At 68.7% G+C, this 13939-nt stretch carries 13 protein-coding genes; 7 read left to right on the forward strand and 6 right to left on the reverse strand.

Annotated elements, in window-relative coordinates:
* Positions 1-14 precede the first annotated feature (14 nt).
* The 5 genes from C5O27_RS19940 to C5O27_RS19960 all read right to left on the reverse strand — a co-directional run bounded on the left by C5O27_RS19940 (position 15) and on the right by C5O27_RS19960 (position 4392).
* Positions 15-962 (reverse strand): Ppx/GppA phosphatase family protein, encoded by a 948-nt coding sequence (locus tag C5O27_RS19940; RefSeq protein WP_127963474.1) that lies wholly within the window; start codon positions 960-962, stop codon positions 15-17.
* Complete coding sequence (locus C5O27_RS19945; protein ID WP_127963475.1) at positions 959-1489, reverse strand: DUF501 domain-containing protein; 531 nt, start codon at positions 1487-1489, stop codon at positions 959-961. The genes C5O27_RS19940 and C5O27_RS19945 overlap by 4 nt, the downstream gene beginning before the upstream one ends.
* Positions 1490-1500: 11 nt before the next feature.
* The gene (locus C5O27_RS19950; protein ID WP_127963476.1) at positions 1501-2199 is read right to left on the reverse strand and encodes a septum formation initiator family protein; all 699 of its coding nucleotides are present in this window, start codon (positions 2197-2199) and stop codon (positions 1501-1503) included.
* Between the two features lie 12 nt (positions 2200-2211).
* On the reverse strand, positions 2212-3495 hold the full coding sequence (eno, locus tag C5O27_RS19955; protein WP_006867450.1) for a phosphopyruvate hydratase: 1284 nt from the start codon (positions 3493-3495) through the stop codon (positions 2212-2214).
* A 126-nt stretch (positions 3496-3621) separates the two neighbouring features.
* Entirely contained in the window at positions 3622-4392 is a 771-nt protein-coding gene (locus C5O27_RS19960; RefSeq protein ID WP_127963477.1) for a lytic transglycosylase domain-containing protein, read from the reverse strand.
* Between the two features lie 426 nt (positions 4393-4818).
* Here C5O27_RS19960 and efeU point away from each other — a divergent pair, with 426 nt between their 5' ends.
* The 3 genes from efeU to efeB are packed head-to-tail and all read left to right on the forward strand — an operon-like array spanning position 4819 to position 8323.
* A complete protein-coding gene (gene efeU / locus C5O27_RS19965) occupies positions 4819-5796 on the forward strand; it encodes an iron uptake transporter permease EfeU (protein WP_127963478.1) in 978 nt (325 codons plus the stop codon).
* Entirely contained in the window at positions 5793-7001 is a 1209-nt protein-coding gene (gene efeO / locus C5O27_RS19970) for an iron uptake system protein EfeO (RefSeq protein ID WP_127963479.1), read from the forward strand. Before efeU ends, efeO begins: the two co-directional genes overlap by 4 nt.
* Entirely contained in the window at positions 6998-8323 is a 1326-nt protein-coding gene (gene efeB / locus C5O27_RS19975; RefSeq protein ID WP_127963480.1) for an iron uptake transporter deferrochelatase/peroxidase subunit, read from the forward strand. The genes efeO and efeB overlap by 4 nt, the downstream gene beginning before the upstream one ends.
* A gap of 101 nt (positions 8324-8424) precedes the next feature.
* Here the strand turns inward: efeB and C5O27_RS19980 are convergent, their stop codons facing one another.
* A complete protein-coding gene (locus tag C5O27_RS19980) occupies positions 8425-9141 on the reverse strand; it encodes a GntR family transcriptional regulator (RefSeq protein ID WP_244216544.1) in 717 nt (238 codons plus the stop codon).
* A gap of 168 nt (positions 9142-9309) precedes the next feature.
* On the opposite strand from C5O27_RS19980, the gene C5O27_RS19985 reads away from it, so the two are divergent.
* Genes C5O27_RS19985 through C5O27_RS20000 form a run of 4 tightly spaced genes read left to right on the forward strand, consistent with a single transcriptional unit; the run spans position 9310 to position 13922 of the window.
* Positions 9310-10299, forward strand: coding sequence for a BMP family ABC transporter substrate-binding protein (locus tag C5O27_RS19985; RefSeq protein ID WP_127963481.1), 990 nt, complete (start codon positions 9310-9312; stop codon positions 10297-10299).
* 34 nt (positions 10300-10333) lie between these two features.
* Entirely contained in the window at positions 10334-11854 is a 1521-nt protein-coding gene (locus C5O27_RS19990) for an ABC transporter ATP-binding protein (protein ID WP_127963482.1), read from the forward strand.
* Positions 11851-12999: an ABC transporter permease gene (locus C5O27_RS19995; RefSeq protein WP_127963483.1), complete on the forward strand. Its 1149-nt coding sequence runs from the start codon at positions 11851-11853 to the stop codon at positions 12997-12999. Before C5O27_RS19990 ends, C5O27_RS19995 begins: the two co-directional genes overlap by 4 nt.
* Positions 12996-13922 (forward strand): ABC transporter permease, encoded by a 927-nt coding sequence (locus C5O27_RS20000; protein ID WP_127963484.1) that lies wholly within the window; start codon positions 12996-12998, stop codon positions 13920-13922. Before C5O27_RS19995 ends, C5O27_RS20000 begins: the two co-directional genes overlap by 4 nt.
* The last annotated feature ends 17 nt before the right edge of the window (positions 13923-13939 follow it).

Below are 13939 nucleotides of genomic sequence, written 5' to 3' on the forward strand. Positions count from 1 at the left end.
TCGGGACCGGTCCTTCAGTCCAGGATGCCGAGTGCGATCCCGTCGAGGATGTCGTGCTCGCTGACGACGAGTTCGGTGATGCCCGCCCGTTCGGCCAGCACCTTCGCCAGTTCGAGCGTGACCAGCGATCCCCCGCCGATCACATCGACGCGACCGGGGTGCATCGGCCCCAGCGCGGCACGGTCGGCGCGGGTCATGTGGACGAGATCCCAGCACACGCGGTCGAGGTCGGCCAGCGAGATGCGGGAGAGGTGGATCTTCTCCGAGTCGTACTCGGTCAATCCGGCGCCGAGCGCGGCGATCGTCGTCATCGTGCCAGCGACGCCGACCCACGTCCGTGCGGGCTCGACGGGCACCCGCGCGAAGGCCTCGGCGAGTCGCTCGGCGGCGAACACCTGGGCGGCGGCGATCTCCTCGATTGTCGGCGGATCGGATGGCAGGGTGCGTTCGGTCAGACGCACGCACCCGATGTCCGCCGAGTACGCGGCGTGGACGCCATCGGTGTCGCCGAGCACCACCTCGGTCGAGCCTCCCCCGAGGTCGGTGACCACGAAAGGCCCACTGGCGGGGTCCAATTCGCCGACGGCTCCGCGGAAGGACAGTCGCGCTTCCTCGTCGCCCGAGATGACCTCGGCGATGGCGCCGTCGGAGACGCAGCTCAGCAGGTCGGCGGTCATCGCGAAGAATTCGTCGCGATTCGACGCATCGCGTGTCGCCGACGTCGCGACCATCCTGACCTTCTCGACGCCGAGCGATTCCATCGTCGTGACGTAGTCGGCGAGCGCGACCCGGGTGCGTTCGATCGATTCCGGGGCGAACTGTCCGGTCGCGTCGACGCCGTAACCCAGTCGTACGACGCGCATCTCGCGATGCAGGTCGACGAGGCGGCCGTCGTCACCGGCCCGGGCCACGAGGAGACGGATCGAGTTGGTTCCGCAGTCGACGGCGCCGACGATCGTCACGCGTCGTCTCCGGCGGTCTCCATCGGCGGCAGTGTGTCGGGCCAGTCGGCCGGGATCGCGGTGCCCCGCAGGCCGTTTGCGGCAGCCAGTGCCACCGCCTCGTCGCCGAACGGGTTGAGACCCGGCCCCTTGGCAAGCGAGTGCGCGATCAGCACGTGCAGGCACTTCACCCGGTCGGGCATGCCGCCGCCGGTGAAGTCGGTGTCCAACGACTCGATGGCGTCGCGCTCGGCGAGGTAGTCCTCATGGGCGCGAAGATAGGCGGCCGCGAGCTGCGGATCGGACGACAACCGCGCGGTCATCCCCCGCATGATGCCCGCCGATTCCTGACGGCTGGCCTCGGCGGTGAGCCGCGGATCGGTCAGGTAGTACAGCGTGGGGAACGGCGTGCCGTCGGGCAGCCGCGGCGCGGTCTTGACGACGGCCGGCTGGCCGTCCGGTGTGCGATAGCTGATCTCGATGACGCCCCGCGGCTCGCGTCCCAGCTGCGCTGCGACGGTGGCGAGGTCTTCTTCTGACACGCTCACGGTCTCTGACCTCACTGCGCGGCAGGCGGAGTCGACAGGGTGTCCCAGAGGTTGCCGTACCAGGGTGCGCGGGCGCGCTCCTCGGCACGTTCAGCGGCCTCACGGCGGGCCTGGTCGGCGGGGAACAACATCACGAGCGGGATCTCTCCTGGCTTGACGAACTGCAGACGCGTCCGCGCCTGAGCCTCGATGTAGGCGGGGTCGTTCTGCTCGTTGACCTTCTGCTGGTAGTCGGCGACCTCGCGCCGCAGCTGTTCGTTCGACGCGGTCAGCTGCCGGAACTCCGACCGCTGACTGAAGTACGTACGCAGCGGCATCGCCAGCGTCAGGGCGACGACGCAGACCACGACGACCGTGATGACGAGTGTCGCCACGGTACCCGGGGTCATCTCGAAGCGGCGCAGACGAGCACTCAATCCGGACCGCATCCCGTTCCGGGACGCGTTCGCCCGGGAGCGACGAACCCGCTCGGCCGACGGTGCGGCGGTGTCGGCCGCGGACGCCTGGGCTTCGGCTGCGGTGTCCGCAGTGGCGTCGCCGATCAGCTCCTGTTCACCGGTCGCTACGACCGAGACCGGCGCGACAGGCCGAGCCGGACGTCCGGACCGATCGTGCCGTCGCGTGCGACGGGCGTCGCGTGCGCGCGGATCGGCCTTCCGACCACGCGCACGCTGACGCCCGTCACCGCGGTGACGTCGCTCCGAACCCATGAAGACAGCTAATCACGAACCAAACGAGAAACGCGGGAAGGCGAGGTCCCCCGCGTAGCGTGCCGCATCTCCGAGACCCTCTTCGATGCGCAGCAGCTGGTTGTACTTGGCGACACGCTCGGAACGAGCGGGCGCACCGGTCTTGATCTGACCGCAGCTGCAGGCGACGGCGAGGTCGGCGATGGTGGTGTCCTCGGTCTCACCGGACCGGTGGCTCATCATCGACTTGTAGCCGTTGTTGTGCGCGAGGGCCACAGCGTCGAGGGTCTCGGTCAGCGTGCCGATCTGGTTCACCTTGACCAGCAGCGCGTTGGCGATGCCCTTCGAGATGCCCTCTTCGAGGCGCTCGGGGTTGGTGACGAACAGGTCGTCGCCGACGAGCTGCACCTTGTCGCCGATCGACTCGGTCAGCTTGGCCCAACCGGTCCAGTCGTCCTCGGACAGGCCGTCCTCGATCGACACGATCGGGTAGTCGCTGATGAGCTTCTCGTAGAACGACACCATGGCGTCGGCGTCGAACTCCTTGCCCTCGAGCTTGTAGACGCCGTTGGAGTAGAACTCGGTCGACGCGGCGTCGAGCGCGATGACGACGTCACGGCCGAAGTTGTAGCCGGCCTTGCCGACGGCCTCGCCGATCACGGCGATGGCGGCCTCGGTGTTCGGCAGGTCGGGGGCGAAGCCGCCCTCATCGCCGAGCGCCGTGTTCAGGCCCTGCTTGTGCAGCACCGACTTCAGCGCGTGGTAGACCTCGGCACCGCAGCGGAGGGCTTCCTTGAAGGTGGGAGCGCCGACCGGAGCGATCATGAACTCCTGGAAGTCGATGCCGTTGTCCGCGTGCTCACCGCCGTTGATGATGTTCATCATCGGGACCGGCAGGATGTGGGCGTTGGGGCCGCCGATGTAGCGGAACAGGGGCAGACCGGCCGACTCGGCCGCGCCCTTGGCCACCGCGAGCGACACACCGAGCAGCGCGTTGGCGCCGATGCGGCTCTTGTCGGGGGTTCCGTCGCAGTCCAGCAGTGCCTGGTCGACGAGACGCTGTTCCTCGGCCTCGATGCCGATCACCGCGGGTGCCAGCTCGCCGAGGACGCCCTCGACGGCCTTGGTGACGCCCTTGCCCAGGTACCGCTCGCCGCCGTCACGGAGCTCGACGGCCTCGTGTTCGCCGGTGGAAGCGCCCGACGGAACGGCGGCGCGGGTGAAGGTGCCGTCGTCCAGGACGACCTCGACCTCGACCGTCGGGTTTCCCCGCGAATCGAGAATCTCGCGCGCACCTACCTGCTCGATGATTGCCACGGCTGAACCCCAATCTCGGTGGACGTGCCGGCTGTGATGCCGGTCGGTAGGTCAAAGAGTAGTGGCTGCATCCACGGTCCACGAGACAAGGTCTCGTGGTACGGCTGCAGCCGCCCGGCCCCGGGCTCAGAAACGGACGTTGATCGAGTAGGCGTTGGCGTGATCGCGCACGTCGAGGACATAGGCCATCGAGTTGTTGTACGTGCGGACCGCCTTCTCCCAGCCCTCGGCGACGGTCATGTCGTTGCCCGACGAGACGCACAGGTAGCGGGCGGCGGACAGCGCCGCGTCGTCGATGTTGTCCGGGTCGGGGACGCCGTCGCCGTTGGCGTCCACGCCGTAGCGCTTCCACGTCTCCGGGATGAACTGGAAGGGGCCCATCGCGCGATCGTGGGTGGGGTCACCGTCGAGGCTGCCCCCGTCGGTGTCGCGGATCTCCATGTTGCCCTTGGTGCCGTCGAGCTGCGCGCCGCGGATCGGCGGGCTCACGTCGCCGTTCTCGGCCACGCTCGAGCCCCGGTAGCGCCCGTGCTTGCTCTCGACGCCCGCGATGCCGGCCAGTGTGGTCCACGCGATGCCGCATTCGGGGTGCTGCTGCCGCTGGATCTCCGCGGCGTTGCCGTAGGCCTGCAGGGACACGATGGGGATGCCGGTCGACTCCGAGATGGGTTCGGCCCACGCGTGCATCTTGTCGGCGGTGCGGCCGGGCGCGTTGATGTCGATGTAGGGCTGCGGCACACCCGCGCCGGGCGGGATGCCCTCGGGGATGTCGGGCCTGTTCAGCGACGGGAGGTCGATGCATGCGGAGAGCAGCACCGTCGAGGCGACCGCCACACAACCCGCCACCAGCCCGTTTCTCCACGAGCGACGGTTCCGCCCCCGGCCCAACACACGCATTCCCCGTTCACTCCTGACTCAGGTCTGTCGAATGGATCTAGGGCGAGCCTATGCCCGCCCGAGCGACCACGATCGCACATGCCGCGGCGTGCTCGCCTCGGCAACACACAGCGGCCCGGTCACAGTGGACAACTACCGGCGGTCGCCTTCGGTTCCCGATGGTGGGTCGGGACTTCGATGCGGCGTCGCCCACCGTTCGGAGTCCGATGTTCGACGCTGGTCCCGACATACCGGTCACGGCACCGGCGGAGGTCTGGAATTCACTGTGCGTCGAATCCCGCTGATCAGGCCCCCTCTTGGCAGGGATCCGATCCACCGGTGGGGCGATGTGCCCTATGCGACACACCCTCGCCGGTCTAACGTTCCTATGGCTAGCCTCACCAACCACATGTCGCCGCTGGGCGTCGAGGAGATGGACCACCGGGAATGTATTACGTATCGGCACTCGCCTCGAGCGGCACTGCGGTCCTGGCCGCCGACGGACCGTCGGTGTGGACGCAGATGGTCGGGAGCGCGCTCATCGGTCTGCGCGAGGGCCTCGAAACCGGGATCGTGGTCATGGTCCTGATCGCGTTCGTCGTGAAGACCGACCGCCGGGACGCCCTCAAGTGGATCTGGGCGGGCGTCGGTGCGGCAGTCGCGATGACCCTCGTGGTGTTCCTCGTGATCCACTTCGGCACATCGACGATGACGCCGCTCGCGGCCGAGACCATTGCCGGTGTCGCGTCGCTGGTGGCGGTCGGAATCGTGACATTCATGGTCCTGTGGATGAGCGAGGCCTCCTCCCACATCTCCGCCGACCTCAAGAGCGGGATGTCGAAGGCGCTGCTGACCGGCGGCGCATCGGTGCTGGGTCTGGCGTTCCTGGCCGTCGGCCGCGAGGGCTTCGAGACGGCGCTGCTGATGGTCGGTTACGCGGAGAGCGTGTCGGGCGGACTGTGGCCGTTGCTCGGACTCGTGATCGGCATCCTCGCCGCCGTCGCGCTGGCAGTGCTGATCTACCGCGGAGCGATCCGCATGAACCTCTCGGTGTTCTTCACCTACACCGGCCTGTTCCTGATCGTCGTCGCCGCCGGAATCCTGACCTACGGCATCCGGGCCTTGCAGACGGTCGGCTGGCTGCCCGGCCTCGGCAACACCGCCTTCGACATCTCGGCGACCTACGACGCCTCCTCCTGGTACGGCACGATCCTCGGCGGCATCTTCAACGTGCGCCCGGATCCGACAATCCTGCAGGTGATCGCCTGGATCGTCTACGTGGTGGTCGTGACCACGATCTTCTTCCGTCGACAGCGCGCCGGCCATCGGGCCCCCACCTCGAAGACCCGCGCCGCCCGGAAGAGCGCAACCCCCGACGAGAGCTCCGCGCCCGCGGAGCCCGCCCCCGAAAGGAATCCTCAGTGACTCGTAGACCCGTGGTGGCCGCAGCTGCGGCCGCGGTGGTGATCTCCCCTGTGCTCCTCGCCGGTTGTACCGAGAAGGGCAGCTCCGAGGGCGCGATCGCGGTGACCTCGACCGCCGACGCCTGCGATCTCGCGACCACCGACGCGACGACCGGCAACGTCGATTTCGCGATCACCAACTCCGGCGACAAGGTCACCGAGTTCTACGTCTACGGCAACAACAACCGCGTCCTCGGCGAGGTCGAGAACATCGGCCCCGGGTTGTCCGGCAATCTGACCGTCGAGATCGTCGAACCCGGCACCTACACGGTGGCGTGCAAGCCCGGCATGGTCGGCACCGGAATCCGAACCGAACTCAACGTCGGCGGCGAACGCAAGGAGAAGGCCGACGTACCCGCCGACGTGACCGCCGCCAAGGCGCAGTACCTCGAGTACGTCCGCAATCAGCTGAACACCCTGCACGCCCAGACGACGTCCTTCGTCGACAGCGTCAAGAACGGCGATCTCGACGCGGCGCGTGCGCAGTTCGGTCTCACGCGTACCCCGTACGAACGGATCGAGCCGGTCGCCGAGTCCTTCCCCGATCTCGACCCCGCCATCGACATGCGATGGGACGACACCGAGGACGGCACCCAGCCGTTCACCGGCTTCCACCGTCTCGAACGGTTCCTGTGGCCGCCGCAGCCCACCGAGATCGGCGATGCACCCGGCCAGATCACGCCGTCGGATGCCGCGAACGCCAAGGCGACCGACAATCCGCAGGCCATCGCCGAGATCGCCGACGGTCTGCTCGCCAACGTGACCAGGCTCCGCGACTCGGTCAGCAAGCCGGACTTCGAGTTCGAGACCCTCTCGTTCGTGAAGGGCCCGCAGGCCCTCATCGACGAGGTCGCCGCCACCAAGGTCGACGGTGAAGAGGACCGGTACTCCCACACCGACCTGTGGGACATCGCCGCCAATCTCGACGGGTCGGAAACCGCGATCGCGACGATGCAGCCGATCATCTCCGCCAAGAACCCGGCGCTGATGGACAAGATCACCGCGCAGTTCACGACCGCGCGCGACTCGGTGAACAGATACCGTGACGGCGACGGCTACGTGTCCTACATCGAGGTCACGCCCGAACAGCGCAAGGAGCTGTCCACTCAGATCGACGCGCTGTCGGCCACCCTGTCCCAGGTGCCGGGAATCGTGTTGCAGCAATGAGTGATCCGGCCCGCCGCCCCGACGACGCGCAACCAACCGAGCCCGTAGGCCGCACGACGCGACGTGGTCTGTCGCGTCGTGCGGTCCTCGGCGGCACCGGTGCCGGACTGCTCGTCGCCGCGGGCGGGATGGCCGTCGGCCGTGCCACCACGCAGGCCCCGGCGGCCGACCACATCGTCGAATTCCGGGGTCCACGGCAGGCCGGGATCATCACCGCCGCACAGGATCGGCTGCATTTCGCGAGCTTCGACGTCGTCACCGACAACCGAGACGAGCTCGTCGCGGTGCTGCAACGCTGGACCGACGCGGCCGACCGCATGACCCGCGGCGAGGAGACCGTCCCCGACGGCGCCACCGGCCTCGGTGAGTACACACCACCCGCCGACACCGGGGAAGCGTTGGGGCTGAGCGCTGCTCACCTCACGCTCACGATCGGCTTCGGTCCCGGGCTGTTCGGTCCCAGCGCGTCGGCTCCCGACCGCCCCGACCGGTTCGGTCTCGCCGACCGTCGACCGCCGGCGCTCGTCGACCTGCCGATGTTCGCCGCCGAGAAGATCGACCCCGCACGGTCGTACGGCGACATCTGCGTGCAGGCCTGCGCCGACGACCCGCAGGTGGCGGTCCACGCCATCCGCAATCTCGCCCGAATGGCGGTGGGCGTCATGGCCGTCCGCTGGTCGCAGCTAGGGTTCGGCCGCACGTCGTCGACGACGCAGTCCCAGGACACTCCCCGAAACCTGTTCGGGTTCAAGGACGGCACCGCGAACCTGCGCGCCGAGGACACCGACCTCCTCGACCGCTGGGTCTGGGTCGCCCCGGAGGACAATCCACCGTCGGCGCAGTGGATGACCGGCGGGACCTACCTCGTCGCCCGGCGGATCCGGATGGACATCGAACCGTGGGACCGCGCCAACCTCTTCGAGCAGGAACAGATCGTCGGACGCACCAAGCGATCCGGCGCACCGCTCGGGAAGGCCGGCGAGTTCGACGACCCCGACTTCGCGATCACCTCCGGGGGCACCCCGATGATCGCGCGCAACGCCCATGTCCGGCTGGCACATCCGGACAACCTCGGCGGGGTGCGGATCCTCCGCCGCGGCTACAACTTCACCGACGGCACCGACGGCTTCGGCCACCTCGACGCCGGCCTGTTCTTCATCGCCTTCAACCGCGACACCGGCAAACAGTTCGTGCCCATGCAGCAGGTCCTGTCCCGGCAGGACGCCATGACCGAGTACCTGATTCCCAACAGCTCGGCGAACTTCGCGATCCCGCCGGGTCTGGAGCGCGGCGAATGGTGGGGGCAGCGGCTTTTCGAGTGAGTTCCCGCGTGCGGGTTTCCTTTCCGCCCGGACAACTCCCTCCCGCGGGTCAGGCCTGCCACGCGGGAAGAAAACCGGCAAGCGGGAAGTCGGGTCCGCCCTCAGGCCCCACCCCGCCGGCGGCTCTTGGTGAGGTGCACCGGGTCGATGTCACCCTCGGACCATTCGGCGGCCATCTTCAGGCTGGCCTCGCGTCCGGAGTGCACGTGATGGAACGCCGAGTGAGCTGCGCGTTCGGGGTCGTGGGCGGCGATCGCGGCGAGGAGTTCTTCGTGTTCGCGGCATTGCACGCCGGCGTCGCGGTCCCGGGTCAGATGGAACAGCCACTGTGTCCGCGCCCCGAGTGGTTGCAGGAGCGATTCGAGCAGAGGGTTGGCGGCGAGATCGACGATCAGGCCGTGAAAACGCGCATTGGCTTCGGCGATGGCCGCTTCGTCGCGGCGTTCGGTGGCGTCTCGGGCGATGTCGAGCTGGGCTGCGAGTGCGGCGAGTCCCTCGTCGGTGGCGCGTTCGGCGGCCAGCCGGGCCGCAAGCACTTCCAGACTCTCGCGGACGTCGAAGAGGTCGCGCACGTCGTCGACGGTGAAGGGTGAGACGATCGCACCCTGGCGGGGTACGACGACGACCAACCCGTCACGCTGCAACCGCTGGAGTGCTTCGCGCAGCGGAATCCGGGAGACTGCCAGCTCCTCGGCCAGGTCGCGTTCGATCAGTCGCGTGCCGGGTGGAAGCTCGAGTCCGACGATGCGGGCTCGGAGTTCGTCGTAGGCGACGTCCCGCAGCGATCTACGGTTGGTCACGTCCTCTGCGGCTGTCACCGTTGACCTCCTTCTCTCTCAATACTTTCCAGCATCCGCGACCGGCACACTTAACGGTATACCAGTAACAGTCTTCTTACCGGCTCGACATCCGCCGGTAATAGAACGACCCGATCCTTCTCGTAACGGTATACCGCTAACAAACACCACTGGATCGGGAGAAACCCCATGAAGATCACGACCGCCAAGACCCTGTCCCTCGTCGCCACCGGAATGCTCGCCCTGGGTCTCACCGCGTGCGGCACCTCCGACTCCGGCTCGTCCGACGACACCCTGTCCGTCGGCGTCTTCCTCCCCGGATCGATCAACGACACCGGCTTCATGGAATCGGGATACGCCGGCATCGAACGCATTCGGGCCGAGTACGGCGACAAGGTCGACATCAGCTTCGTCGAGCAGGTCGCCGCCGCCGACTACCAGCAGACCCTGCAGCGGTTCGCCTCGCAGAACGAGCTCGTCATCTCCGTCGGCGGTCAGACCGACTCCGACCTGCGCGCCGTCGCCCCGCAGTTCCCCGACGTCACATTCGTCGAGATCGGCGGACCCGCGGACGCCGAACCGCTGCCGAACCTGGCCTACTACGACCCGCAGCAGGCCGAGGCGGAGTTCCTGTCCGGCGCGGTGGCCGCGTCGTCGTCGAAGTCCGGGACCGTCGGCTTCATCGGCGGGGTGGAGCTCCCCGCAATCGTCAACGCCGCCGGGGCTTTCGGCAACGGCGCCCGCTTCGTCCGGCCGGATGTGAAGGTCCTCGCGCCGCAGTACGTCGGTGACTTCAACGACCCGGCCAAGGCCAAGCAGGCCGCCGGCGCGGCCTACGCGAGCGGCGCCGACGTCCTCGGTCAGATCGTGAACCTCGGCAAGCAGGGCATCGAGCAGGCCGCCAAGGGCTCGGGCAACCGTTTCAACGGCGGACCCATCCCCGGCGACTGCGCGAACCCCGTCTACGCCGGCTTCGTCCGGACCGACATCGGCACCGAGATCGAGTACGCGGTGTCCTCGGTGCTCGACGGAACCTGGACTGCCGCACAGGTTCCCTTCGGTATCACCTCCGACAAGGGCGGCACCGACTTCATCGTGTGCTCGACCGACCCAACCGTGACCGATGCGCTGTCGAAGGCCAAGGACGCGGTCATCGCCGACTCCGTCGAGCTGTACTGACGGTCGCGAGATCCTCAGACGAGAGGCGATGACGATGAGCACCACCGCGCTGCTGTCGATGGAAGAGATCGGCAAGTCGTTCGGCCCGGTCCGCGCCCTGGACGCGGTGACACTGACCGTGCGACCCGGTTCGGTCCACTGCATCCTCGGTGAGAACGGCGCAGGTAAGTCGACGCTGTGCAACACCATCTACGGCACGGTCTCCCCCGACACCGGAACCATGTCCCTCGCCGGCGCCGAGTACCGGCCCCGCAACCCGTCGGACGCGCTACAGGCCGGCGTCGCGATGGTGCACCAGCACTTCTCGCTGATCTCGACGATGACGGTCGAGGCCAACCTCCTGTTGGGACGCAAGGGTTTCCGCCCGCCGCGTCGCGCACTGGCGGCAGACCTCGACCGGATCGCCGACGCCTACGGGTTGCAGATCGACCCGCACGCCACGGTCGGCGACCTGACGGTCGGCGCGCGGCAGCGGGTCGAGATCGTCAAGGCCCTGCTGCACGACCCCCGGTTGATCCTGCTCGACGAGCCCACGGCGGTACTCGATCCCGACGAGATCGACGCGCTGATCACGACCTGCCATGCGTTGGCCGCCGACGGCCGGTCCGTCGTGCTCATCACGCACAAACTCGGCGAGGTGGCCCGCGCCGCCGACGAGGCGACCGTCCTGCGCGGCGGGACCGTCGTCGGCGGAGGGCGGCTCGCCGACGTTCCGCTGCCCTCGCTACTGACCCTGATGCTCGGCGACAAGAAGCCCCATACCGCGACCTCGCTTCGACGCCAGGGAGATTCGGCGCCCGCCGTCGAACCGGTGCTGGAGCTCGACGGTCTCACCGTCACGCGCCCGGACGGCAGCACCGCCTTGACCGATGTCTCGCTGAGCGTCGGGCGCGGCGAGATCGTCGGGGTCGCCGGAGTGGAGGGCAACGGTCAGTCCGAACTCACCGCCCTGCTGTCGGGCGCACTACCCGCCGACGCCGGCACCATGAAGCTTGACGGCGTCGACCTCACCGGCCGGTCGCCGGCGCACCGCACCGCCGCGGGCCTGGCGGTGATCTCCGAGGACCGGCACGCCGAGGGCATCATCGGCGATCTGTCGATCGCCGAGAACCTCGCGCTGCCAAGGCTCAAGGACTACCGCCGCTGGGGTCTGCTCGACCGCGCCCGCATCCGCGCCGACGCCGTCACCGCGATCGCCGACTACTCGATCCGTGCCGCCGGCCCCGACGCCCCGATCGGTTCGCTGTCCGGCGGCAACCAGCAGAAGGTGGTGCTCGCCCGCGAGTTGTCCACCCCGGGACTGCGCGCCGTGGTCGCCGCCCAGCCCACCCGCGGTCTCGATGCCGGAGCCGTCGCCTTCGTGCTGGAACGCCTGCGCGCGGCCGCCGACGACGGAGCCGCGGTGCTGGTCACCTCCAGCGAACTCGACGAACTGCTGGCCGTGTGCGACCGGATCGTTGTGGCCTACCGCGGCACCCTGCTCGGACCGGTGAGCACCGACTCCCCCACCGCCGCCACCGATATCGGCGTCCTCATGACCGGAGTACCCGCATGACCCTCGACTCTGCTCCCTCACGATGGCGGAGTCTGCCGTCGTCGGACCGTCTGCACCTGCGCCATCCCCTCGTGATCGCGGTCGCCGCACTGATCGTCTCGGCGCTCGTCGGCCTGGGACTGGCCGCCACCGCCGGCGCCGGCCCTGCCGAGGTCGTCACCGCACTGGTAGACGGCACCCTGGGTTCGCCCTTCGCGATCGGCACGTCATTGAACAGCGCGGCGGTCCTGATGTTGGTGGCGGTCGGATTCACGATCGCCTATCGCGCCGGGCTGGTGAACGTCGGCGGCGAGGGCCAGATCTGCCTGGGCGGGATCGCCGCGACCGCGGTCGGTGTCTCACTTCCCGATTCGACGCCCCTGCCGCTCGGCCTGACGCTGGTGCTGCTCGCCGCGGCGCTCGCGGGTGCGGGCTGGGCCGCGATCGCCGCGTGGTTGCGGGTGCGCCGCGGCACCAGCGAGATCATCACCACCCTGCTGCTGAACTTCGTCGGGCTCGCCCTGGTGGTACTGATGGTCCAGGAGCCCTCCCTGCTGCGGCAGCCGATGACCTCGTCGGAAACCCTGCCGCAGTCGGAACCGCTGTCCGACGCCGCCCGACTCCCGCTGCTGGAGCTCGACAAGAGTCCGGCCACGATCGCCATCGTGATCGCGGTGGTCGCCGCGATCGCCGTGGGAATCATGCTGCGCCACACCGTCACCGGCCTGCGGTTACGGAGTGTGGGGCTGTCGCCCACCGCGTCGGCCCGATTCGGCGTACCCGTCGACCGCGCCTCCTCGCTCAGCCTGGCCGCTGCGGGCGGGTTCTCGGGGGTCGCCGGCGGACTGCTGGTGGCGACGGCGCCGTTCGTCCTCGCCGACGGGTTCTCCTCCGGGTTCGGGTTCTCCGGTCTGGTCGTCGGGCTGCTCGCCCGGGGATCGATGACCGCCGTCGCCGCGGTGTCCCTGCTGTTCGGCTTCCTGGTCTCGGGCGGCATCAATCTCCAGCTCGCCGCGGGGGTTCCGGCCTCGACGATCACGGTCGTACAGAGCGTGCTGATCATCCTCATCGCGGGCGCCGCCTGGTGGACGACCACCAACCGCCCACCCCGCAAACCCTCATCCGCGACCACCACCGACAGCGCCGCCGAGGAGGTGCTCGTATGAACGCCGACATGATCACCGAAGTGCTCACCAGCGGAGTCGCCTTCGCCATTCCGCTACTGTTGGCCGCCACCGGGGAATCGATCTCCGAACGCGCCGGGGTGCTCAACCTGAGCATGGAAGGCATGATGCTCACCGGTGCGTTCGCCGCCGTGCTCTCCTCGGCGACAACCGGTTCGGCCACCATCGGCGCCGTCGCCGGGGTCTTCGCCGGCCTCATCTTCGGTCTGGCCCAGGCGTTGCTGAGCGTGCGGTTGCGCGCCGATCAGATCGTCACCGGCGTGGCCGCCAACGCACTCGCCCTCGGTCTGACGACCTTCGGGGCGCGGGTCCTCCTCGGCGACGGCAAGGGGCAGAACGTGCCCGCCTTCGACGACATCCACATCCCGGTCCTGAGCGAGCTGCCGATCGTCGGACCCGCAGTGTTCGGACAGACCGTCCTGGGCTACGCCTGTCTCGTGATCGTCGCGGCGCTGGCCGTGGTCTTCTCGCCCCGCACCATGACCGGAATCCGGGTCGACGCGGCCGGCGAGGATGCGACCTCGGCGGGCTGGACCGGAGTGGCGGTCAACCGGATCCGCGTTCTCATGGTGCTCGTCGCGGCCGGAGCCGGAGGACTGGCAGGCGCTCAGCTCGCACTGTCCGAGGTCGGCTCCTTCAGCGAGAACATGACCGCCGGCATGGGTTATCTCGCGGTGGTCGCGGTGATCGCCGGCCGCTGGAAGGTGTCCGGGATCATTTGGGCGACCCTGCTTTTCGGCGCGGCCCGGGCGCTCCAGTTCGCCCTGCCCGCACTCGGCGTGAACATCCCCTACGCAGTGCTCGTGATGCTGCCCTACATTCTCGCGATCGTCGCCGTCAGCGGTTTCGCCGGAGGGCGCAAAGCCCCGTCCGGTCTCACCGTCCCGTACGTCGGCCGCGTCTGACGTCTCCAGGAAGGCCC

Source organism: Gordonia alkanivorans, assembly GCF_004011905.1.
Taxonomy (GTDB): domain Bacteria; phylum Actinomycetota; class Actinomycetes; order Mycobacteriales; family Mycobacteriaceae; genus Gordonia; species Gordonia alkanivorans.